Here is a 22,775-nt window from a genome sequence, read left to right as displayed (position 1 = left end):
TAGGCTGAGGAAATTGGCAAGAGGACGCAGGCTGATAGATTCTTACAGTGAACGATCTCTCCTCAGTGTAAAAAAACCTGCCAGTGGCAGGTTTTTTTAGTGGAACGCATAGCGGTGCATAAGGCACCTCAAATATGGCGGAGGGGAATGATCCCCTCTTTACAATCACCCGCGCATGGTTACAGGTTACGCCATCTGTCCATCCGTGCAGCTTTGAAGCCATGCACATACACCACGGAGGATGTCATGATTTGTATAAACAATGTCTAATACAGGTACTTACAGGCTCAAGTCTTTCCCGCCATTCACTGCATTGAATAACAAAAGTGATGCTACCGTCAGTACGGTCATGATCGTGGACAGGGCTGCGGCGGTGCCGTAGTTGCCGCGGATGACCTCGGTGTAGATGGCTACGGTCAGGGTCTTGGTCTTGCCGGTGTAAAGGATGATCGCTGTGGACAGCTCGCTGATCATCGTTACCCAGCTTAAGATCGCGCCGGATACGATGCCGGCTGTCATCATGGGTACGGTGATGCGGAAAAAGGACTTCATCTTGGATGCACCAAGGGAGATCGCAGCTTCTTCAATGCTCATCGGGATCTGCTGCAGGATCGCCACGGAGGAACGGATCGTGTAGGGCAGACGCCGGATCACCAGGGCGACCACCATGATCAGCATGGTGCCGCTGATCAGGATCGGCGGCTTGTTAAAGCCGATCAGCAGGGCGATACCAAGTACGGTTCCCGGTACGATGTAGGGGATCATGGAAAGGATATCCACTACATTGGTAAATGCATTTCTCCTGCGTACTACCAGGTATGCGATCAGGACGGCCAGCAGGATGATCACAACCAGGGCTAACATCGGGATGATGATGGTGTTCTGGATGCTTCTGCCCAGTTTCCCAAAGGCGGTCACATAGCTCTCTAAAGAATAACCGTCGACGAAGATCTTGCCCTGGGTATTCTTGAAGGAGGTGTAGATCACGTAGCACTGGGGCAGGACTGCGATCCCGATCACAAGATAGGAAAACAGGTGCATCAGGATGCCTGAGCCGGTCTTTGCGGTCTTTTCCTCCATGGGATGAAGGGCGTTTAAGGAAAATGCTTTCCGGTTGGAAACATATTTCTGCGCCAGGAATACCACAGTCGTAATGACAATCGCGATGACTGCGATCGCGGCTGCAAATCCGTCGTTTCCTCCCACCTCATTGATGAATTCTGAATACAGTACAACCGGGAAGGTACGGAAGCCCTCACCGATCAGCATCGGGGTACCGAAATCTGCAAAGGCTCTCATGAATACCAGCAGAGCCGCTGCCAGAAGGGTCGGCATGATGAGCGGCACGACTACCTTGATAAAGCACCGGACGCCGGAGCAGCCCAGGTTTTCGGACGCCTCGATCAGGGAATTGTCGATGTTTTTCAGCGCGCCTCTGGCATATAAAAATACCAGCGGGAACAACTGCAGCGTCATGACCAGCACGATTCCGCCGAATCCGTAGATATCGGGGATCGTGATGCCGATATTTTTTAAGAAGGTAGTGATGACACCGCTTCTTCCCAGCAGCAGGATCCAGGAATACGCTCCGATGAACGGAGCCGACATGGACGCCACCACGATCAGGATGCTCAAAAGCCCTTTTCCCTTGATCTTGTACGCTGTAAAAATATAGGCAAGGGGAGTCCCGATCGCAAGAGACAGGACAGTCGCCGCTATGGATATTTTAAAGCTGTTAAACAGTGTGTCAAAATAATAGCTCTTTGAAAAGAACTTTGAAAAATTCGCCATGGTGAACTCACCGGTCTTGGCGTCAAGCACAGACTGGCGGATCAGATATCCCATGGGATAGATCATAAAAAGCACATACAGAAAGATGATCGCGAGGGTAATCATTCCCCATACATCCAGCCGGAATTTGTTATTGTTTTTCATAGGCCTCGCTCCTTACCAGATTGATGTCTCCCGCCTGGTTGAACACGTTGATCTTATTCTTCTTTACCCGGAGCACTACCTGCTGCCCTTCTTTTAAATCGTCCTCCAGAGAAGATTCCTCCACGATCTCCACGGTCTGCCCGTCAGCCGTCTCAATGTAGTAGTGGGTGTTAAGCCCAAGGTAGGTAGACTCTTTGACCGTTCCGTGGACGCCCTCTCCTCCATCCTTACAGATCACATATTCCTCGGGGCGGATGGAACAGAGCACATCCTGGTCCTCTGCATTTTTCAGGATCTCAATGTCCTCTGTGTAGCCGTCTGAAAACACCAGCCGGCCTCCGGCGATCCGGGCCGGCACAATGTTGGTCCTTCCGATAAAGGTGGCGACAAACACATTCTTCGGCCTCTGATAAATATCCTTGGGCTTTCCGATGTGCTGGATGACGCCGTCCTTCATGACCGCGATCTTGTCACTGATCGCCATGGCCTCTTCCTGGTCATGGGTTACATACACGGTGGTGATCCCAACGCTCTTCTGGGTGTGGCGGATCACCGTCCGCATCTCAAGACGGAGCTTGGCGTCCAAGTTGGACAGCGGCTCATCCATCAAAAGCACATCCGGTGTGATGACCAGGGCGCGGGCCAGTGCGATACGCTGCTGCTGACCGCCGGAAAGCTGCTCCGGCATACGGTCCGCATACTGCATGATCTGCATCAGGTTCAAGTATTTATCGGTCTCCTGCTGGATCTTCTGTTTATCTACCTTTCGGTTCTTTAAGCCAAATGCCACGTTGCCGCGCACGGATAAGTTGGGGAAGATCGCATAGTTCTGGAAAACCATGCCGATATTCCTCTTGCTCGGGTCCATGTCGTTGATGCGGGTCTCGTTAAAATAAATATCCCCGCCCTCAATCGAGTTGAACCCGGCAATCATCCGCAGCAGTGTGGTTTTTCCGCAGCCCGACGGTCCCAGGAGGGTGAAAAGCTCACCCTCCTCAATCTCCACGCTCAGATCAGGGATAACCGTTGTCTCACCATATTTTTTTAAAACATGTTTTACTGAAATCTTACTCATCTTATCCTCCACAGCCTGCCGTTTTTAAAAAATCTTATTTGCTCTGCAAATCGGTGAAAATCTCGGTATATTTGTCAACCAGCTCCTGCTTATGGGAACTTACATACGGGATATCCTCCTCGATCACGTAGATCTCGGACAATGGTGTCATGAATTCGCTGGTCTGGGCATCCTTCATAACCGGACGGTTGGTCAGGGTGCTGCCCCAGATGTTCTGTACTTCTTCGCTTAAGATAAAGTCCATGAACAGCTTTGCATTGTCCATATTCTTTGCGCCCTTAATGATGGTTGCAGATGCCGGAAGATAAACGGTCCCTTCCTTCGGGTAAACGATCTTGATCGGAGCGCCGTCTTTGATCAGCTGTGCACAGGGATCCTCGTAGGATAAGCCCACGATATACTCGCCGTCTGCTACGCCTTTGTATACGCCGCTGGAACTCTCGATGATCTTGCCGTCAATGTTGGCAAACAGGTTCTTCACATACTCCCATGCCGCGTCATCCTCATAGCCGCCCATAGCTAAAAGCATATTGGTCAGATGTGCGAATGCGGAGGAGGAGTTTGCCGGGTCTGCGGTAGCGATCTTGCCCTTTAATTCCGGATTCAGGAGGTCCTCATAGCCTTCTACCTTGATATCGCCGATCAAATCTGTGTTGACGATCAGGACGCTGCCGTCCAAAACGTTGCTGGTGATAAATCCGCATTTATTCTTGTATGCATCTACTACGTTCACATCGTTTACAGATACATACGGCTCCCAGAGGTCTTCGTTGTCTGCCATCAGGGACCAGGAACCACCGAACAGCACATCTCCGTAAGGATCATTTTTCTCGGACTGGATCCTCTTTACCAGCTCGCCGGTGCCAGCCTGGATCAGCTCTACTTCCACGCCGTACTTCTCCTCAAACAGCGGGATAGTCGCATTCAGTAATCCTTCGGAGTTTGGTGAGTAGACAACCAGATTGCCGCCGCCCTGCTTCGCTTCCTCTTTTGCCTCCTCTTTCGCACCCTCAGCAGCCGCTTCTGTCTTCGCGGCGTCTGCAGCCGGAGCTGCCGTAGTCGCTGTGGATGAACCGCCGCCACAGCCTGCCAGGCCTGCTGCCATTGCTGTTACAAGTAATAATGCTAAACCCTTTTTTTTCATAATAATACCTCCTAGTATTTATTGATAACACAATTATAATTATTATCTGGTTTCTTCGACACCCGAATTTCCGAACAAACGGAAAAAATACCGAACAAATGGAGGCAAAGGGGAATGGATTAGAAGGGGAGAGCCCGGATGAGGGGAAGGTTTTGGAACGCGCTCTCGCTCGATGGAGCGCATAGCGGTACTAAAGCGCCAAAATACGGCGCTTAAGTGCCGATGGGCTCCAACGGTTCCAAAACCTTCCCCTCATCCGGGCTCTCCCCTGCCAACGTGTTCTCTTTGCTGGGTAAAAAACCAAAAAGAAAAAAACAAATGCTAAATTCTAGCTTAAGATTTTGGTTTGGTATTCCTTGGATGAGCAGCCAATATACTTTTTAAAAACATAATTAAAATACTTGTATTCGCCGATGCCGCATTCCCAGCCCACTTCGGAGAGTGGGGTGTTTCCTTCTTTGATCAGGCTTAAGGCTTTCTGGATGCGGTAGCGGTTTAAATACTCGATGACGGTGGTTCCCACCTCATTCTGGAACTTCTGGTTTATGTACCGCTCGGAATAATGGACCTCCTGCTCCAGATCTGAGAGCGTGATCTTGTTCCGGTAATTCTCAGCGATATAGGTGAGCACCTGCTCCACCACCGGGTCCTGATACGTCTTTTTTAGATCCAGCAGCGAGATGCTTCCCATCTGCTCTGCTTTTTCATTTTGCTGCTTTAAGGAATGGATCTTCTCCAGCTCCAGAATGGCCTGTTTTAAGGCTTCCTTCATCTCATTCATGTTGAGCGGCTTTAACACATAACCGGACACGCCGTGGCGGATGGCTTCTCTGGCGTATTCAAAATCCGAATAGCCGGACAGGATGATGGCCGCGTAATCATATTCGATCTTCGTCGCGGCGATCATGGCAAGCCCATCCATCACCGGCATGGTGATATCGGTGATCACGATATCCGGCTGAAGCTCTTTTATGGCCTCAACCCCTTCCTCTCCGTTGGCCGCCTCCCCAACCACATGGCAGCCCAGCTCCTCCCACAGAATGGAATTTCTGATCCCCCTGCGGATAATATCCTCATCTTCCACCAAAAGTACTCGGTACATTTACGCCCCTCTCCCTGTCCACATTTTCAGCGTCACTGTAAAACCTTCATCCTCCTGGCTGTCCAGGCTGATGCCGCTCTCCTGCCCATATTCCAGGATGATCCTGCGGTTGATATTCTGCAGGCCGTTATGAGTCGTGTCGATCTCTTCCCTTCCCAGGATGCCGCGAAGAGTCTCCAGCATGGCCTTGGGCTGTCCCGGGCCGTCATCCTCCACCTGCAGATACAGATACCCGTGCTCCAGCCATCCCCGGACGGTCACGAAGATGCGTGGCTTTTTGCGGAACCCGTATTTTAAACTGTTCTCGATCAGCGGCTGTAAGAGAAGTTTGGGGACGGGGATCTGGTAACATTCCTTTTCTATCTCGATCTCATATTGGAACCGCTCGCCAAACCGGGTTTTCTGGATCATCAGGTAATCCTCTATGTACTCCATGTCCTCCAAAAGACAGATCTTCCGTTTGGTATTGTTGATGCTGTAGCGCAGGATATGGGTAAACCGCTCGATCAGCTCATCCGCCTTCGCCGCGTCCTGTACGATCAGATACCGGATATTGTCCAGGGTATTATAAATAAAATGCGGGTTGATCTGCGCCTGTAAATTCTGCATCTCCATCCGGCTGTTCACCTGTAAAAGATCCACATTCTTCTGGTTCAGCTCATGGATGCTGGCCATCATCTTGTTGATCTGCCCGGCGATCTCCTCGATCTCATCGTCCGTCTCAATATGGATCACATGCTCCGGGTCCTGCTTGCGGATGATACGGATCTCTTCTACCAGCATCCCCACGGAGCCTGCCGTCTTCTCCGCCATCATCTGGAGCAGATGGAAAAACATCAGAGTCCAGATAAAGCCAAGTCCCAGGATCACCAGTACGCCGATAATGATATAGCCCGTATATCCCGGATAATAGATAAATGAGTAAAGGTATACCTCCTGGCTCTCCAAAAACCTGGTGCTGGCAAGGTACCGGCTCTCGTTGACGAAACGGTAGGTATCGGCCGTTTTCGGGACATATTTGTTGAGGGTGTAGCCCTGCAGGAAGCTGTAGTTGGAGCAGTAGATCACGCTCCCGTTCCGGTCTGTCAGGATCGTGTCGTACTGGTATTTGAGAAAATGGCGTCCCCACTCCCCAGGCTTTAAATATGCGGCGGCGCAGCCTGCATAAACACCGTCCTGATACAGCGGGCGCACCATGACATACTCGGAGGTTTCACCCGCGATATAATAAACCGTGCGGTACAGCCCTTCCTTCTGTGATCTCGCATTCTCTCCGGAGATCCGGTTGAACTCCAGCCGGTGCAGGTTCAGCAGCTCGCCAGGAAAACTGGAGTATACCACATTCTGGTCCGCGTCTGTCAGTATCATATTGATCCCCACCGGCGCAGCCAGATTAAATTCCGTCACCTGATACTGGACCCGGCTCTTGTCAGTCTCTCCCGAAGCACAACCCAGGAAAAGCCCCGTGTTGTCTTCATCCTCAAGAAAAGACTCCACGGAGCTGTAGATCCTGTCAAATGCCTCTGTCACCGCATCCAGATGCCCTTCCCGCTGCATCCTTTTTTCCACCACAAAAATACCGACGATCGCCACACAGAAAAACAGGCAGCCGATCAATATGACCGTAATGATCTGTTTTAATGCAGTCTTTTCCAGTTCCTGCTGAAATCTGTTCTTTTCCGCCATTCCCGTTCCCCATTTGCAAATTTGGCACTACGTTTTATTATAGTACGGATGCGTAATTTTTGCAAATACTTGCTCTGTCATCAGGGAATATCGGGATTCTGGTACTACACGGCTTCATCATATCCACGGTCTTTGCTTCACGCTTTTAATGCATGCAGTATACGCTCCATACACTCCTCGATCATCGCCCTTGGCGCCGCAGCATTCATGCGCATACAAAAATCTCCGTTTCCGATGCAGGTTCTGCCGTCATTGAAGATAACTCCCGCCCGGTTAACGAAACGGTCGGCCAGCTCCTCCATATTGTACCCCAGCGCTTTAAAGTCCAGCCAGATCAAGTACGTTCCCTCCGGATGGGAAGAACGCACTTCCGGGAGATATTCTTGTAAGTAACGCTCTACAAAATCCACATTTCCTTTTATGTAAGCATTTAATTGCTCCACCCACTCAGCACCGCCCTCGTATGCGGCTATCAGCGCTTCCACGGACAGGGCATTGCAGTTGTTATAATGGGTCGCGTCCGCATGATCCTGAAACCGCCTCCCCAGTTCCTTGTCAAAGATCACCGCATAGGAGATAACAAGCCCCGCCAGATTGAAGGTTTTTGTCGGGGAATAAAATGACAGGACCCGGTCTCTCCATTCACCCGCCACGGTATAAAGCGGAATATGCTTTCTGCCGTAGGCAAAATCCGCCCAGATCTCATCCGCCAGGATCGTTACATGATACGTTTTGCACAGTTCAATATACTGCAGGAGTTCTTCCCTCTCCCACACCCTTCCCGTGGGATTATTGGGGGAACAGAAGATAGCCACCTTAATCTGTCCTTCCTTTAAGGCTGCCTCCATATTCTCAAAATCCATCCGGTATTTTTCTCCATCATAACGAAGCGGATTCATCACAACCTTCCTGCCATGCTGAGTTATGATCTCCTTAAATTTGGCATATCCGGGGGCCTGCACCAGGATCTCATCCCCCACATCCGTCAGCAGCTTCAAAGCCGTTGCAATGGAACCCAGGACAGAATGCTGGTAGTATATGTGTTCCGGTTGTACTGCGTCAGAGCCGTATCTGCTCCTGTGCCAGTTCCCAATTGCTCTATAAAAACGGCTGTCTGGCTCAAAGTAGCCGAATACCGGATGTTCCAGGCGTTTTTTTATTCCGCTCAGCACAAAATCCGGCACCGAAAACTCCATATCAGCAATCCACATCGGCAGCACATCCGCACAGGTGCTGTCCGGACAGCTGTCCCATTTTATACAGCCCGTGCCTCTCCTGTCACAGGTGTTTTCAAAACTATAATCCATATCCTCTGCCTCCTCTGGCTATGCTACATCAGATTTAAGAATGCGCCTGCCACAATCGTAGAGACGATAGAAACTGCTACAATTCCGGCAATAATCATCTTTGGCATCAGAATGCTGTTTAAAAACTGGCGTTCTTCCTCTGTCTCCGCCGACGCCGCAATCGCCTCCTCCGTTATAATATAATTGAACGGAAATCCCAGAAAACAGTTAAGTCCAATTGAGATAGAAAGCGTCGTGGAATACTTCAGTATTTTTCCAGCTAAAACGGAAGCAATCAGAATCGCCAAAGCAGCCATGCATAAAAATCCCACGATTGGAACAATCAGCTCCAAAAGCTGCTGCGGAGTGGAACCGGCAAAATTCCTCATGAAGGATGCAGTGAGACAGATCTGAAGGATTCCATAGGATTCTGCCTTCCGCAGAGGTTCTTTTTCCAGGAAGCCGAACACAACCCCCAGGATACCGAATGTAATATAGAGAATCGTATCACTGAAATATTTGCCTGTATGGATATTGATAAAATAAACGATCAGGGCCAATACGCTCAGTTTCGCAAGATAATATGTATAGGTTTTATATTTGTCCGGCACCATGTCATTTAAGGTTCTTCTTTTGGCTCCCGCTCCGCTGCTGGAAACATCCGTTTTCGCCACAATCTTCCATTCTGAGGTTCCTGCGTGATAGCCGTCCAGCATGTTCCTGCACTCTTTCCGCAAGAAGAAGCTGGTCAGAGGGAAGCCAAAAAATCCCTGAAACACAAATACCAGTGTCGACAGCATGGCGATCTGGTCTAGACCGCGGGCCAGAGCCGCATCACTCATCAGGAGCGAAGCCATGCCTCCGCCTGTCAGCGGTGGGATCGCCGCGACCGTCATCTCTTTCCCGAAGGCCATCATCCCCAACGCTCCCACGATCACCACGATCCCACCCACCGCAGCAAGCGTGATCACAACGGTTTTCCAGTCCTGTTTTATCTGATTGATGTCGAACATGGTACCTACATGAAGCAGGATGAACAGCAAAGTCACCTGGCGTATCTGATTGACATAAGAGATATCCAGGATATCCTTCGGGAACAGGTTGCTCCAGTACCCGATTAGGAAAATGATCGATACGATCAGCAGGGACGGAACCCTGGCCTTCGTCTTTTTTGTAATAATCTCCGCAATATACATCACAACAAACACCACTGCAAGAGCTGTAGCTAACGTCCATTTCATATTTTTCTTCTCCTATCGTTTCCGTATCTTATATGTCACTGCAGGAATTCTGCCGCAAACCGTACCGTCATCTCAACCCCAGGTACCAGAACTGCTTCATCAATATCAAATCTGGGATTATGGTGTTCCTCCCCCGAACCTACTTCCGGGTTCCGTATCCCCAGCAATGCCAACACGCCCGGACAACGGTGCTGGTATCGTCCAAAGGACTCTGTCGCATACCATGGTTCTGTACGGACCACCTCCAAATCTTCCATATCGCGCCTCACGCAAAGCTCAGCCATATTAGACAGCTTCTCATCATTTATCACGGCATTGTCAGTGATGATCTTCCGCATATAATCCACACTGCACCCATGCAGACGGGCAATCTCCTCGGAAACGCTGCAAAGGATCTCCATGGCCTTAACTCCCGCTTCATAATCAAAATAACGCAGAGTCCCCGAAAAATACCCGTCCTCAGCTATAATATTGCCCTTGGTTCCCACATGGATCTCCCCTATGGAGAATACCACGGGATAAGCCGGATTTAGTCTCGCTTTCATCATACCAGGGACCAGGGAGATGATATCTACGATACATCCTGCCGGGTTTCTGCACAGATCCGGGCGGCTCCCATGCCCGCCCCTGCCGACGATACGGATATCGTACCCCGCAACGGATGACATCCGCGGCCCCGCCTGCAATGAGACTTTTTTGCTGTCCAGTCCTGCATACAGATGGATTGCCCAACATCCGTCCAGCTCATAGGCCTCCAGGGCCTTTAGCATATCGTCAATCCCACCTCCGTTTTCCTCTGCCTGTTCAAAGCACAGCAAAATTCTGCCGCGCCAGTCTCCTTTTATAGCGTTTAACACCTTAGCTGCTCCCAGCGTCATTGACATGTGACCATCATGACCGCACAGATGTGCCGCGCCCTCTTTCTTTGAGATACAGACCCTCGAACCTGCCAGATTTTCCGGATTCTCCACAATCGGCAGCGCGTCCATGTCGGATCTGAGAACCAGGGTCCTGCCTGGTTTCCCCGAATCCAGCACGCCTATGATCCCGCATTCTCCAACGCGTTTCCAGGGAATGCCCAGCGCATCCAATTCCTGAACAATTCGCTGATGGGTGCCGTACTCTTTTAAGCTGGTCTCCGGATTCTCATGAAAATAACGACGCAGCTCTTTCACATACGGTTCCTGCATGGCACATAATTCTTTGATTCTGGTTTCTACCCCCATTTTAACCTCCTTTTACAATGTTTTTCTTTGTACTCATTTTACAGGATAAAGCCCACTTCACTTCAATTCCCTAAAACCTTTTTATAATTTCAATTTTTTCATCAATGTGGAGTGGACTACACTTTTTCCATAATGCAAAATATTTTTTTACTTTTTTTGTGCATTATGCTATACTGCAAGGAGACTTCCATGATTATAAAGGAAAGGAATGCAGATGTGTTATGAAGATCGGTGAATTTTCCAGGTTGCACAACGTCAGCACTGACACCGTGCGATTCTATGTAAATGAAGGTCTGCTGGTTCCCGTCAAAGACGGCTACCATTATCAGTTTGACCAGCAGTGCTCCGAAGATTTTTCAAATATTATACAGTTAAAAGACGCAGGCTTTTCTCTCCAGGATATTAAATTTCTTATTTTATCGGAAAATGTCAGCCGGTTTGCGCCTGAGGAGCGGGCAGAAAAATGCAGGGAGCTTTTTCTGCAAAAGAGAGAGGAGATCACAGCACTGATGGAAGATTTAAACCGTGCCAGGAGCTTCCTGGACCAAAAGCTGGAATCCCTCTCCTATCCGCAGCCTGCAAGCGCAGACAGGGCAGGGATCAGTTTAAACCTGATCCCTCTTCTGGCATGTCCGCACTGTCAGAGCCAGCTTCTCTTGCAGAGCAACTGCATTGAACAGGGCATGATTCTCTCCGGGGCATTCATTTGCCCGGACTGCGCCTATAGACTGGAGGTAGCAGATGGAATTCTCATTGCCACTTCCACAGAAAAGGTCATCAACAGCTATGACTCCTATGACTCTTTTATTGCGGAAGCAGACCCGAATCAGATGGTCTCCATCCTCCAGAATATAAAATGGATGAAATCGTACCTTTATAAGGATATCCCCGATCTGAAAGTTATTTTAGAACTGGGAAGCGGTTTTGGGTTCTTCCTGCGCAATACCTATGAGATGATTCCTGACAATGCCATATATCTCGCCGTGGATTATGACATCCGCCGCCATCGGTTCCTACAGAAAGCACTGCGGCGCTGCTCCTGCCACAAAAATATTGTCCTGCTCTGCTGCAGCTATGAGGACATTCCCATACGCAGGCATACGGTGGACCAACTCATCGATTTTGGAGCATCCACGGACCTTGCATGGTATCGGAATGCATTTGCACTGGATTTGGCTGACCCTTACACTCATCCAGGCACAAGCTGTATCTTTGTAAACCGGCTGTATGATATTTTCTCGTTTCACTCCCCGGTAGAACCTGCGCTGAGACAAAATCTCCAGGAGAAGACGGTGCTTTCCAAGATACAACAGCTTGGCTACCAGATCCAGAAGCGCGACCGCCTGGAATTTCTGGATAAGTTACAGCCTTCCAACCAGTTCATGGCTTCCGGGGACCAGATTTACCGCCTGTTGCTTTATATGAAGAAACAAATCACACCACAAAAACTGTAGGACTGCTGCAGGATCTCAGTTGCCTTTCGAGAAAAGCTGTTCTTCGATCCGCAGCAGACGGTTATATTTTGCCACACGCTCTGAGCGGCAGGGCGCACCGGTCTTGATCTGCCCGCTGTTCACCGCCACCGCCAGATCGGCGATGAAGGTATCCTCCGTCTCCCCGGACCGGTGGGAGATCACCGCTGTATATCCGGCCTTTTTCGCCCTCTCGATGGCCTCTAAGCTTTCTGTCAGGGTTCCAATCTGGTTAACCTTAACCAATATGGAATTAGCAGCCCCTTCTTTTATTCCCTTTTCCAAACGCTTCGTGTTCGTAACAAATAGATCATCCCCCACAAGCTGCACGGTATCTCCCAGAGTTTTTGTCAGAAGCTTCCAGCCATCCCAGTCCTCTTCCTGCAGTCCGTCCTCAATCGAACAGATGGGAAAACCTTCCACCAGCCGCCGAAAGTAGTCCACCATCTCCTCCGCGCTGCGGGACACAGAAATACCGCTCATCTTACTCTCTCCCGGAAATACATATCTCCCGGACTCCTCATCGTACAGCTCGCTGGCCGCCGCATCGATCGCAAACTGAAAATCTTTTCCCGGTTCATATCCGCTCATCTTCACTGCATCTGTTAAGTAGGTAAGCACCTCCTCAGAGTTTTTAAGGTTTGGGGCAAATCCGCCCTCATCTCCCACTGCAGTGCTGTATTCCCCCACTTTCAGCAGGTTTTTCAGGGTATGATACACCTCTGAACACATTTTTAACCCGTCAGAGAAGGTCTTTGCCCCCACCGGCATGATCATAAACTCCTGTAAGTCCACCGTATTGTCCGCGTGGACGCCTCCGTTTAAGACATTCATCATCGGAACCGGGAGAGTTCTGGCATTGGCGCCGCCCAGATACCGGTAGAGAGGGATCCCCTGCTGGGCGGCACATGCCCTCGCCACCGCCAGGGACGTTCCCAGGACCGCGTTGGCTCCCAAACGGGATTTGTTCTCTGTACCGTCCGCTTCTTTCAGAATGCGGTCGATCGTCGTCTGGTTGAAAGCGTCCTCAAACAGCAGGACCTCAGCAATCACTGTATTGACATACTCCACTGCGCGCATAACACCTTTTCCGTGATAACGGGGACCTCCGTCTCTCAGCTCCACCGCCTCGTATTTACCAGTGGAAGCTCCCGACGGCACCGCCGCCCGTCCCACTGCGCCTCCCTCCAGGCGCACCTCCACCTCCAGCGTTGGATTGCCTCTGGAATCCAGGATCTCCCGGGCATGCACGCCCGATATTTCAAAATCATTGTACATAAAAATGGCCTCCTTACCTCAATATTGTCTACTGTGGTAAGGATAGCCATTTTTTCTAATTTCTATGCGGTGTTATCTGCTGTCCGGCTGTATCTGCCGTCCTTCATTTATGCGCGGAGCTGGATGCCCATGCCCTCCAGTCCGTTTAAGATCTTCTTCATCGCTGCATTCACCTCGTCGTCGGTCAAGGTGTGATCCTTTGCCCGGAACGTGATGGAATACGCGACGGACTTATGCCCTGCCAGGATCTGTGCGCCTTCGTAGATATCGAACAGCTTGTAGCTCTCCAGGATCTTGCCGCCTCTCTGGGCGATGATATCTTCGATCTGCCCCACGAGGATCTCTTTCGGAACCACCATACTGATATCACGACTGGTCGCCGGATATTTGGCAATCCCGGTATACTTGCGGTCGAAATCGGCAAATGGGATCACATTCGGCATATCCAGTACTGCCACGTAGGTACGCTCGCCGATCTTGTAATTGTCAGCCACATCCGGGTGCAGCTCTCCCACATATCCAAGGGTCACACCTTCGTATACGATATCGGCTTTTCTGCCGGGATGCAGGTAAGGACGGCTGCAGTCCGGGTTATAATGTACCTTTTTCACCATACCCAGCTTGTCAAACAGTTCTTCTACAACACCCTTCATGGTAAAGAAATCGCCTTCGCCGTACATCCCCAGGGTCAGCTGCATCCTCTCATCCGGAAGCTCCGTGAGCGGCAGCGCCTTCGGCAGATAAATATTCGCCAGCTCGTAAAGCTTCACGTCTTTGTTCCTGCGGTTATAGTTGGTGGACAAAGAGCTTAGCATGCCGTTTAGCGGGCTGGTCCGCATGATGCTGAAATCTTCGCCCAGCGGGTTTAAGATGTTCACAGTCTGGCGCAGCTTACAGTCAGCCGGAAGCAGCAGCTTGTCAAACACCTTCGGGCTCTCAAAGGAGTAGGTCATGCTCTGGCTGAAGCCGGAGAACTCCGCTACTTCCCGGGCCATCTCTTCAATCCGCAGCTTATAAGAGAGTTTTCCCGTGGTGGCCTCGCCGGACGGCAGGGTCGTAGGGATATTGTCATAGCCAAAGAACCGGGCAACCTCCTCTGCCAGATCTGCCATACAGTGCAGATCCTGACGGAAGGTTGGAGCGATCACCTCCTGGGCCGTCTCATCAAATCCCAGATCGATCTTTGCAAAATACTGCTTCATGTTCTCCGCGTCAATCTGGGTACCAAGCAGGTCATTGATCTTGTCAGCATCGAATTTGATGCGGACCGGCTCGCGCTTCACCGGATAAACATCGATGATCCCCCCGACCACTTCTCCTGCTCCCAGTTCCTCGATCAGCTGGCAGGCGCGGTTGACGGCCTCCTCAGCATTGTTGGGATCCAGGCCCTTCTCAAACTTGCCGGACGCATCGGTGCGCAGCCCGATCTTTTTGGAGGAAAGGCGGATATTGGTGCCGTTAAAGCATGCCGCCTCAAAGACCATGGTCTTTACATCATCGGTGATCTTGGAGTTCTCTCCACCCATGATCCCGGCAATGCCGACTTCCTTCTCGCCGTCGTTGATCATCAGCACCGTGCTGTCAAGCTTTCTTACCTGTCCGTCCAGAGTCTGGAACTCATCTCCGTCTTTCGCACATTTCACCACGATCTTATGTCCTGCGATCTGGTCATAGTCGAATGCGTGCATCGGCTGACCGTACTCCTCCATCACATAGTTGGTGATGTCTACAATGTTGTTGATGGGACGGATACCGCTGGCTGCCAGCCTTTTCTGCATCCACTCCGGCGACGGGGCCAGTTTGATATTTTTTACCATCCTCGCACAGTAGCGCGGACACAGCTTTGTATCCTGCACTTCCACCTGAAGATAGTCGTCAATGCTCTCATCATTTCCGGTGGCTGTGATGACCGGTGCATGGAATTCCTTGCGGAAGGTAGCCGCCGCTTCCCTTGCCAGACCTACTACGCTGTAGCAGTCTACACGGTTTGAAGTGATCTCATACTCAAAAACCACATCATGCAGCCCCAATACCCCGATGGCATCCGCTCCCACTTCGGAGTCTTCCGGCAGAATGTAGATCCCGCTTTCCGGGGCGTCCGGGTACATGTCTCTGGAGGAACCAAGCTCCTCGATGGAACACATCATACCGTAAGAATCAACGCCGCGCAGCTTGCCGGACTTGATGCGGATCCCATCCTCCGGCAGTGGTCCGCCGTCATGGCCTCCAGCCACCTTTCCGCCGTCTAAAACCACCGGCACCTTATCCCCTTCTTTTACATTTGGCGCCCCGGTAACGATCTGGATGGATTCTTTGCCAATATCCACCTGGCAGATGATCAGCTTATCTGCATCAGGGTGACGCTCTATTTTTGTGATCTGTCCTACTACGATTTTTTCCAGGTTCTTGTCCAGACAGACATAGCCCTCCACCTTGCTGCCTGACAAAGTCATCGCATCGGTGTATTCCTGAGCTGTTACGTCCAGATCCGGAACATATGCTTTAATCCATGATAACGCTGTATTCATGTTACGTTTCTCCTTTTATTTTCTATCTTTGTCTGCGTTGACTGCGGTTTAGAACTGTTTTAAGAACCGGATGTCGTTTTCGTACAGCAGTCTCATATCATCAATCTCATATTTTAAGAGTGCGATCCTCTCCAGGCCTACACCAAACGCAAATCCAGTGTACTCCTCCGGATCGATGCCGCACATCTCCAGCACGTGGGGGTGCACCATGCCGCAGCCCAGGATCTCGATCCAGCCGGAACCCTTACAGAACCGGCAGCCATTGCCGCCGCACTTGAAGCAGCTCACATCCACCTCTGCACTCGGCTCCGTGAACGGGAAATGGTGGGGCCGGAACTTGACCTTTGTCTCCTCGCCGAACAGCTCCCTGGCAAACTCTGCCAGTGTTCCTTTCAGATCCGCAAATGTAATATGCTTATCAATCACAAGACCCTCGATCTGATGGAAGGATGGGGAATGGGTAGCGTCCACCTCATCGGAGCGGAATACACGCCCCGGAGCGATCATGCGGATCGGCAGTTTGCCCTTTTCCATAGTCCGGGCCTGCACTGGTGAAGTCTGGGAGCGCAGGCAGATCTCCGGGTTGATGAAGAACGTATCCTGTTCATCCCTTGCCGGATGGTCCTCCGGAATATTCAGCTTGGTGAAGTTGTAGTCCTGATACTCCACCTCCGGTCCCTCCACTACCTCGTAGCCCATGCCCACGAAAATGCGTTCCACTTCCTCCAGCGCCACCATATTCGGATGGCTGTGTCCGATATTCGCTTTCTTCGCAGGAAGGGTCACATCGATGACCTCGCGCTTCAACTGCTCCTCACGCGCCTTCTTTGCCAGTCCGGTCCTGGTCTCCTCCAGCCTGGCTTCAATCAGTTCCCTGACCTCATTGACCATCTGCCCAACCTTCGGCCGGTCCTCAGGCGCAACATCCTTCATGCTTTTCAGCACGCTGGTCAGCTCACCCTTTTTGCCCAGGTAAGCGACGCGGATATCGTTTAATTTTTCCAGGGCATCGGAAGCCTCAATCTGTCTGAGTGCTTCTGCTTTAATCTTTTCTAACTGCTCTTTCATGGTTTCCTTCCTTTCTCTGTTCCTTTGGTACGCTTTTTGATGCATCAGCATTGATGTATTTGCCATATTTACTATGAATTAAAAAACGCCCCTTTGCAATTCTCATTACAAAGGGACGACTATCTACAATCGCGGTACCACCCAGATTCCCGCCTGTGCTTCTCACATACGGCGGACACTTCATTATGCGTAACGTGCATGACCCGTCACAGCTTACCTGATCTAACCTCATTGTTCGGCTGTGCAGCTCCCGTGGGAATTTCATGCGTTTATCTGAACTGAAAGAGGCTTGCAGCCGGTGACCCCTTCTCTCTGGCAGAAAATAAAGCACTACTGAACACGATCCTTGCTTTTGTCATTGCTGATTTTGAAATCTATGTATTATTCTAGCCATGTGGTTCTGAAAAGTCAAGAAGATTTTTGCGTTTTGTATATTTCGTCCGGTTTTGCCGGAAAATTCCAGTTCCAGCGTTCGGATCAGCATGCTTCCGATGAACAACTGGTATTTAACCAGGTCTACTGGAATACCATGGATGATCTCGTCAAATGCTTATAATTATCCTCTCGGGCATCAACAATATAATAATCATGGACTTGGAACGCCTCAGAACAAAGCAGATACTCATAATCAAAAAAGATACATTTATATGACCTGGCACACTCTATAATCGTATCCCGTACACGCTGATGAAAAGAATAATCGTACGACATAGACCTCCTGTTGTAAAAGAACAGGATGACTTGCGCCATCCTGTTCCCTAATTTTTCACAGTTTATTCTGCACTGGAAATGGGTTTTAGGTCTCCATTCCGACCGTATTTATTTGTATTTATTTCGTTGATAATAACGTAATATAATTTGCTCATTCTGCCAAGTTCATTTTATGGTTCTTTAAGATAATTTTATTTCTTTCTCTTTGTCTCCCCCCAGCACAACAAACCAAATACCACAACAGTTATCGCAATTCCAATATACGGAATCTTCAGCAACGCCATCGTCACCATCACATCGATACAGTCATGACCAACTCCAGCAGCGCCATATGCTGCATAATCAAAGATCGTGAACAGCAGTGCGGAACCAAAGATCAAAAGGAACCCATAGATCAGTCCTGCAATCGCTGCTCCTCTTCGTCCGCCGTTTGCATTACCAAAGATTCCTGCCACACCTCCGGTAAAGAAAGCGCCTATGATCGAGACCAGAGGAACCACCTTAAATACCGCGGAGGAAACAACCATACCAATAATCATGCCAACTACAGCCGTCACAAAACCAATCATCAGACTGTTCGGTGCAAATGCAAAGATCGCAGGCACATCAAGTGCAGGAATCGCTCCTGGTACCAGCTTATCTGAGATCCCCTTAAATGCAGGAACCAACTCTCCAAGGAACATCCGGACGCCCTGAAGCAGTACCAGGATACCGGCGGTAAATCCCAACGCCTTTAACACTCCATATATAATATAATTCGTCTCTCCTGCGTAGGGCGCAACAGCAGCCGGTCCTGCCATAATGACCACGATCAAATAGAACAGCCCCATAACAATGGAAACGGACATGGATGTATCTTTAAAAAATTCCAGCGATTCCGGAAGCTTAATATCTTCCGCACTCTTGGATTTGTCCCCTAGAAGCCCACCAATATAAGCGGCTGAAACAGTACCTAATGTAGTAAGATGTGCAATTGCAATATTATCATTTCCAGTCAGTTTGCGGACCATTGGCTGTCCGATCGCCGGGAATATTACCATCAGCATTCCCTGGAGCACGGCCCCGAGCACCAGGATCATCGTCTCGCTGAATCCGGCGCTATACAGGCTTCCGGCTATGGCTACAGACAGGATCCACATCATATGACCCGTCAGGAATATGTACTTGAGCGGGCTGAAACGGGCAATCAGTACGTTTACCAGAAATCCCACCGCCATGATGATCGCACTGGTAGACGCAATCACCGGTACAGCCGACTGCATGGCTCCCACAACTGCTTCAGAGGATGTTGCAAATCCCTGAAGATGAAAAACAGCAGAAAACAGATCGACAAACGGAAGGATTTCCGTAACGATCAGACTGGAGCCTGCCCCCAGCACCAACATACCCAGTGCGGTCTTAACCGTTCCTGAAAATACCTGTCCCACACTCTTTCTCTGAAGCAGCAGGCCGATCAGTGCAACGATTCCCAGAATAATTGCAGGTGTCTTAATAATATTTAACAAAAAATCCAGCATTATAACTCCCCCTTTGGTTTAAAACTATAACATTTCTTTTGTCTTAAAGTACTCCTCAAGTCTGGCCTTTGTCTCATTGACATCCACGATATTGTTGACAAATACCACATTGTTACTGTCCGCGAAATTCTTTCGGAATCCTTCTGTGGTCACAATCAGATCGCAGTCGCGGCCTTTGACTGTCCCCATATCCCAATGTTCAATAGAACACTTCATTCCCAACTGCTGCATGGCGGTATCTACCGTCATTTTTAAGATTAGACTGGATCCCACTCCCAACCCGCATACCGTAATAATCTTCAACATTTTTTGCCTCCCCTACAAACAGTCAATCAGTTCCCGGTACTGGTCTATGTACTCAGCATTGATCTTGTCTCCCCTGTCAAGATTGGAACTGACATAAACCGGCGGAATCACCCCCGCTTCCACACAGAGCTCCACGGTTCTCGCCATGATACAGTCCATAACTGTCATTCCCAGTATCGTACTGGTTCCGGTAAATTTTGCCTCCATCTGGGGAAGGCTTAAGCACGCGTCTCCCTCTACGCATTTGATATCTATCACGATATCCGCCACATCTTTTAAATTTTTACCGGAAGAATGCCGTGAAGTCACGCTGCCAGAGAATTTCTCTGAGGTCAAAGCGATTACCTTCATTCCGATTTGCTTTGCTTCCAAGGCCATATCCACAACTCCCGCATTCCGTCCGGAGACGGAAACGATGATCATAGTATCATCCGGACTTACATTCTCAAGCCTTAAGTATTCCCCGGAAAATCCTTCTACACGCTCCTGCAAAGTGCTCAACTTCGCTTTGGGAAACAAGGCCAGATGAGGAATCAAAAGTGCATTGACCGGCACCAGTCCGCCTGCCCGGTAAAACACCTCCATCGCGAACATCTGAGAATGTCCACATCCAAATACATGAATCAGGCGACCTTTTTTAACCGATTCGGCACAGGCCAGCGACGACTCCTCAATGTGGCTTTGTTCCTCATGGAACTGCTGCTGCAATTGTTCCATAACTGTGTTGTAAAACTCTACATGCTTCATTCCATACACCCCTCCTGATATTGATTTATTTTCTCCATAATTGCTTCTTTGGTTCCATGCTGAGTGATCAGTCTAACAAAATCCTCATCCTGCAAAAGCTTTGCAACCTTCACAAGCATGTTCACATGGCTGTCGGCATCTACCGCTCCGAATCCGAATGCGCAGGAAATCTCCTGGCCTTCAAATTCCTCAAATCTGACACTGTCTTTTAACGTGATCAGCGAAAGACAGGCCTTGTGCACAGCTTCCGAAGGTCTCCCGTGAAAGAATGCGACCTTTGGAATCAAAATCATGTAAGGCCCCAGTTCTTCTACCGTCTGAATCATAGAATCGATAAACGATGGTTCTATCTTTCCTTCTGCAACCAGCAAATCTCCGCAGGCTTTCACACAGTCTCTCCAACTTTGACACTCCACTTCTGTCCTGACAACACGATCATTCAGTATTTCCTCCACCTATGCCCCTTCCCCCTTTCTTTATCTGGTTATATCATCATAACCAGTTATCTGTAAAAATACAGGATATTATTGCTAATATCCCATATTTTTAAGATTCCAGTTTCACGGTAAATTCAAATGCATCCCCTTTAGAGACGATGGATGAATAGCAAATGATTCTGTCATTGCTGTAGGAAGTACGCTTAACTAAAAGACCGTACTGCTTGGGCTGACACTTTAGTAACTTGCACTCATAACTGTTCAGCTCACAAGCCTTGAAGGTCTCGATCGCTTTATTGATCACAACCCCGTACTGCTCCTCCAGCGTCTTATAAAGATGCTTGTGGTCTAAGTCGATCTCCCACACATAGCCGCAGGTCTCCTTTGGAAAATAGCTCTTCTCCAGCATAATCGGAACATGTTCTGCACAACGGAGACGTTCTATATAGATCACCTCATCATTCTCTTCAATCCCCAGTTCACGGGCAACCTTAGAGCTCGCTCCCATCAGTTCCCGGCAGACCAGCTTCGTAGAGGATATCTTCCCCTGTTTCTCCATCTCCCTGGAAAAACTGTAGACATTGCCCAGGTTCTGGATAATGCTTTTCCCCTGTACAAATGTCCCTTTCCCCTGCACCTTCTCCAGCTTCCCCTGGCGGACCAGACCGTCAATCGCATTGCGGACTGTAATTCTGGACATGTCATACTGTTTACAAAGCTCTCTTTCGGAAGGAATCATCATCCCCTTCTTCCAGACACCCGAATCAATCTTCTCTTCAATAATATCGGCCAGTTTACAATATAACGGCAGACGGTCATAATGTGTCATAATCTCTCGCTCCTCTATGTCTCTATCTTAACTGGTTATAACCAGTTTGTCAAGGATTTTTCACAACATTTTACCACATTTTACCGCCCCGCCGCCACAATCTGGTCGATCAGATCCACATAGTCTCCACAGAACTCATTATAGATCGGAGTCACCGCCTCCTGGAAACGCAGCTTCTCCTCCGGGCTTAATTCCACCACCTCGCAGCCGGCCTCAAGCACCTTTTTCCGTGAAGCCTCCGACCTCTGGTTCCATAGCATCCTCTCATACTCGGCAGATTCTCTGGCACATTCCCGGATGATCGTCTGGTATTCCGGCGTCAGTTTCTCCCAGGTTGCCTTAGCTATGATCTGCACCTCCGGGACACGGGTATGCTCGTCCACAGTCATGTATCTTGCCACCTCATAATGATGCTCGGACTCATAGGAGGGCCAGTTGTTCTCCGCCCCGTCTATCTGCCCGGTCTGCAGTGCTGAATACACATCTGCATAGGTCATGGGCACCGAAGATGCCCCCAGCAGCTCCACCATCCTGCCCATCATCTTGGACTCCTGGACACGGATCTTCATGCCTTTTAAGTCCTCCAGCTTCTGAATGGGCCTGACAGAATTATAGAAGTTCCTTGCACCCGCATCATACCAGGACAGCCCGATCAGACCGATCTCCTCAAAGGACTCAAGGAACTCATTTCCGATCTCTCCGTCCAGCACCTTCCACATATGTTCCGGTCCCGTATAGAGATAAGGCATCTGCAGTACATTTATCTTCGGCAAAAACTCTCCCATGGAAGAGATCGATGCCCGCGTAAAATCAATCCCGCCAAACTGCATCTGTTCCACCACGGACTGTTCATCCCCCAGGACTGCGCCCGCATTCACCTGCACGATGATCTTCCCTTCCGTTCGCTCCTTCACCAGCTCTGCAAAACGGTAGGCCCCCTTGGTGGTCGGATAATCCTCCGCCTGGTTCTCCGCATAAGTCAGTACATATTCCGGCGTACCGGTATCCTCTGCCGCTTCCCTTCTGCCTCCGCATGATGTCAATAACGTAAGTGACGTCAGTGCCGCCGTGCACAGAAACAGAAGCCCTATCCTCTTTTTCACAGGAATTGCTCCTCCTTTATTGCACAATCAGGCATTAACCGGAAAGTTAATGCCTGACGGTAATTCTATGATACTTAACGGATG

At 49.8% G+C, this 22,775-nt stretch carries 18 protein-coding genes and 1 other annotated feature; of the genes, 1 reads left to right on the top strand and 17 read right to left on the bottom strand.

What is annotated here, in order from left to right; all coding sequences use genetic code 11:
* Positions 1-279: 279 nt before the first annotated feature.
* From AB1I67_RS13185 to AB1I67_RS13150, 8 genes are all read right to left on the bottom strand, one after another.
* Entirely contained in the window at positions 280-1,935 is a 1,656-nt protein-coding gene (locus tag AB1I67_RS13185; protein ID WP_367030330.1) for an iron ABC transporter permease, read from the bottom strand.
* On the bottom strand, positions 1,922-3,010 hold the full coding sequence (locus tag AB1I67_RS13180) for an ABC transporter ATP-binding protein (RefSeq protein ID WP_367030329.1): 1,089 nt from the start codon (positions 3,008-3,010) through the stop codon (positions 1,922-1,924). The genes AB1I67_RS13185 and AB1I67_RS13180 overlap by 14 nt, the downstream gene beginning before the upstream one ends.
* A 34-nt stretch (positions 3,011-3,044) precedes the next feature.
* Positions 3,045-4,154 (bottom strand): ABC transporter substrate-binding protein, encoded by a 1,110-nt coding sequence (locus AB1I67_RS13175; RefSeq protein ID WP_367030328.1) that lies wholly within the window; start codon positions 4,152-4,154, stop codon positions 3,045-3,047.
* A gap of 328 nt (positions 4,155-4,482) precedes the next feature.
* Positions 4,483-5,256 (bottom strand): response regulator, encoded by a 774-nt coding sequence (locus tag AB1I67_RS13170; protein WP_367030327.1) that lies wholly within the window; start codon positions 5,254-5,256, stop codon positions 4,483-4,485.
* Positions 5,257-6,942 carry a histidine kinase gene (locus AB1I67_RS13165; RefSeq protein ID WP_367030326.1) on the bottom strand — a complete coding sequence of 562 codons (1,686 nt, stop codon included), beginning with the start codon at positions 6,940-6,942 and terminating at the stop codon, positions 5,257-5,259.
* A gap of 137 nt (positions 6,943-7,079) precedes the next feature.
* Positions 7,080-8,249, bottom strand: a complete 1,170-nt coding sequence (locus tag AB1I67_RS13160) for a MalY/PatB family protein (protein ID WP_367030325.1) — start codon at positions 8,247-8,249, stop codon at positions 7,080-7,082.
* Between the two features lie 23 nt (positions 8,250-8,272).
* Positions 8,273-9,469 (bottom strand): hypothetical protein, encoded by a 1,197-nt coding sequence (locus AB1I67_RS13155; protein ID WP_367030324.1) that lies wholly within the window; start codon positions 9,467-9,469, stop codon positions 8,273-8,275.
* 35 nt (positions 9,470-9,504) lie between these two features.
* On the bottom strand, positions 9,505-10,695 hold the full coding sequence (locus AB1I67_RS13150) for an amidohydrolase (RefSeq protein ID WP_367030323.1): 1,191 nt from the start codon (positions 10,693-10,695) through the stop codon (positions 9,505-9,507).
* 221 nt (positions 10,696-10,916) lie between these two features.
* On the opposite strand from AB1I67_RS13150, the gene AB1I67_RS13145 reads away from it, so the two are divergent.
* On the top strand, positions 10,917-12,149 hold the full coding sequence (locus AB1I67_RS13145) for a MerR family transcriptional regulator (RefSeq protein ID WP_367030322.1): 1,233 nt from the start codon (positions 10,917-10,919) through the stop codon (positions 12,147-12,149).
* Between the two features lie 15 nt (positions 12,150-12,164).
* Here the strand turns inward: AB1I67_RS13145 and eno are convergent, their stop codons facing one another.
* The 9 genes from eno to AB1I67_RS13100 form a co-directional block, all read right to left on the bottom strand.
* Complete coding sequence (gene eno, locus AB1I67_RS13140; protein WP_367030321.1) at positions 12,165-13,445, bottom strand: phosphopyruvate hydratase; 1,281 nt, start codon at positions 13,443-13,445, stop codon at positions 12,165-12,167.
* A gap of 107 nt (positions 13,446-13,552) precedes the next feature.
* Positions 13,553-15,973 carry a phenylalanine--tRNA ligase subunit beta gene (pheT, locus tag AB1I67_RS13135; RefSeq protein ID WP_367030320.1) on the bottom strand — a complete coding sequence of 807 codons (2,421 nt, stop codon included), beginning with the start codon at positions 15,971-15,973 and terminating at the stop codon, positions 13,553-13,555.
* Between the two features lie 48 nt (positions 15,974-16,021).
* Entirely contained in the window at positions 16,022-17,041 is a 1,020-nt protein-coding gene (gene pheS / locus AB1I67_RS13130) for a phenylalanine--tRNA ligase subunit alpha (RefSeq protein WP_367030319.1), read from the bottom strand.
* Between the two features lie 108 nt (positions 17,042-17,149).
* Positions 17,150-17,397 (bottom strand) — a binding site (T-box leader).
* Between the two features lie 546 nt (positions 17,398-17,943).
* Positions 17,944-19,269, bottom strand: a complete 1,326-nt coding sequence (locus AB1I67_RS13125) for a PTS ascorbate transporter subunit IIC (protein WP_367030318.1) — start codon at positions 19,267-19,269, stop codon at positions 17,944-17,946.
* Between the two features lie 24 nt (positions 19,270-19,293).
* A complete protein-coding gene (locus tag AB1I67_RS13120) occupies positions 19,294-19,575 on the bottom strand; it encodes a PTS sugar transporter subunit IIB (protein ID WP_367030317.1) in 282 nt (93 codons plus the stop codon).
* A 12-nt stretch (positions 19,576-19,587) separates the two neighbouring features.
* A complete protein-coding gene (locus tag AB1I67_RS13115) occupies positions 19,588-20,322 on the bottom strand; it encodes an SIS domain-containing protein (RefSeq protein WP_367030316.1) in 735 nt (244 codons plus the stop codon).
* Entirely contained in the window at positions 20,319-20,777 is a 459-nt protein-coding gene (locus AB1I67_RS13110; RefSeq protein WP_367030315.1) for a PTS sugar transporter subunit IIA, read from the bottom strand. Before AB1I67_RS13110 ends, AB1I67_RS13115 begins: the two co-directional genes overlap by 4 nt.
* 91 nt (positions 20,778-20,868) lie before the next feature.
* Entirely contained in the window at positions 20,869-21,588 is a 720-nt protein-coding gene (locus tag AB1I67_RS13105; protein WP_367030314.1) for a GntR family transcriptional regulator, read from the bottom strand.
* An 80-nt stretch (positions 21,589-21,668) separates the two neighbouring features.
* Positions 21,669-22,691 carry a TRAP transporter substrate-binding protein gene (locus AB1I67_RS13100; protein WP_367030313.1) on the bottom strand — a complete coding sequence of 341 codons (1,023 nt, stop codon included), beginning with the start codon at positions 22,689-22,691 and terminating at the stop codon, positions 21,669-21,671.
* Between the last annotated feature and the right edge of the window lie 84 nt (positions 22,692-22,775).

This window comes from Clostridium sp. AN503 (assembly GCF_040719375.1).
In the GTDB taxonomy this organism is placed as follows: Bacteria; Bacillota; Clostridia; order Lachnospirales; family Lachnospiraceae; genus Brotaphodocola.
The sequence above is the reverse complement of the archived record's forward strand: the minus strand, read 5'-3'. Positions and strand labels throughout refer to the sequence as shown.

Excerpts from the sequence above, each read along its gene's own strand:
- eno (WP_367030321.1), bottom strand. The coding sequence starts at position 13,445 with ATGTACAATGATTTTGAAATATCGGGCGTGCATGCCCGGGAGATCCTG.
- AB1I67_RS13105 (WP_367030314.1), bottom strand. The coding sequence starts at position 21,588 with ATGACACATTATGACCGTCTGCCGTTATATTGTAAACTGGCCGATATT.
- AB1I67_RS13155 (WP_367030324.1), bottom strand. The coding sequence starts at position 9,469 with ATGAAATGGACGTTAGCTACAGCTCTTGCAGTGGTGTTTGTTGTGATG.
- AB1I67_RS13125 (WP_367030318.1), bottom strand. The coding sequence starts at position 19,269 with ATGCTGGATTTTTTGTTAAATATTATTAAGACACCTGCAATTATTCTG.
- pheS (WP_367030319.1), bottom strand. The coding sequence starts at position 17,041 with ATGAAAGAGCAGTTAGAAAAGATTAAAGCAGAAGCACTCAGACAGATT.
- AB1I67_RS13170 (WP_367030327.1), bottom strand. The coding sequence starts at position 5,256 with ATGTACCGAGTACTTTTGGTGGAAGATGAGGATATTATCCGCAGGGGG.
- AB1I67_RS13120 (WP_367030317.1), bottom strand. The coding sequence starts at position 19,575 with ATGTTGAAGATTATTACGGTATGCGGGTTGGGAGTGGGATCCAGTCTA.
- AB1I67_RS13115 (WP_367030316.1), bottom strand. The coding sequence starts at position 20,322 with ATGAAGCATGTAGAGTTTTACAACACAGTTATGGAACAATTGCAGCAG.
- AB1I67_RS13185 (WP_367030330.1), bottom strand. The coding sequence starts at position 1,935 with ATGAAAAACAATAACAAATTCCGGCTGGATGTATGGGGAATGATTACC.
- AB1I67_RS13175 (WP_367030328.1), bottom strand. The coding sequence starts at position 4,154 with ATGAAAAAAAAGGGTTTAGCATTATTACTTGTAACAGCAATGGCAGCA.
- AB1I67_RS13160 (WP_367030325.1), bottom strand. The coding sequence starts at position 8,249 with ATGGATTATAGTTTTGAAAACACCTGTGACAGGAGAGGCACGGGCTGT.
- AB1I67_RS13180 (WP_367030329.1), bottom strand. The coding sequence starts at position 3,010 with ATGAGTAAGATTTCAGTAAAACATGTTTTAAAAAAATATGGTGAGACA.
- AB1I67_RS13150 (WP_367030323.1), bottom strand. The coding sequence starts at position 10,695 with ATGGGGGTAGAAACCAGAATCAAAGAATTATGTGCCATGCAGGAACCG.
- pheT (WP_367030320.1), bottom strand. The coding sequence starts at position 15,973 with ATGAATACAGCGTTATCATGGATTAAAGCATATGTTCCGGATCTGGAC.
- AB1I67_RS13145 (WP_367030322.1), top strand. The coding sequence starts at position 10,917 with ATGAAGATCGGTGAATTTTCCAGGTTGCACAACGTCAGCACTGACACC.
- AB1I67_RS13165 (WP_367030326.1), bottom strand. The coding sequence starts at position 6,942 with ATGGCGGAAAAGAACAGATTTCAGCAGGAACTGGAAAAGACTGCATTA.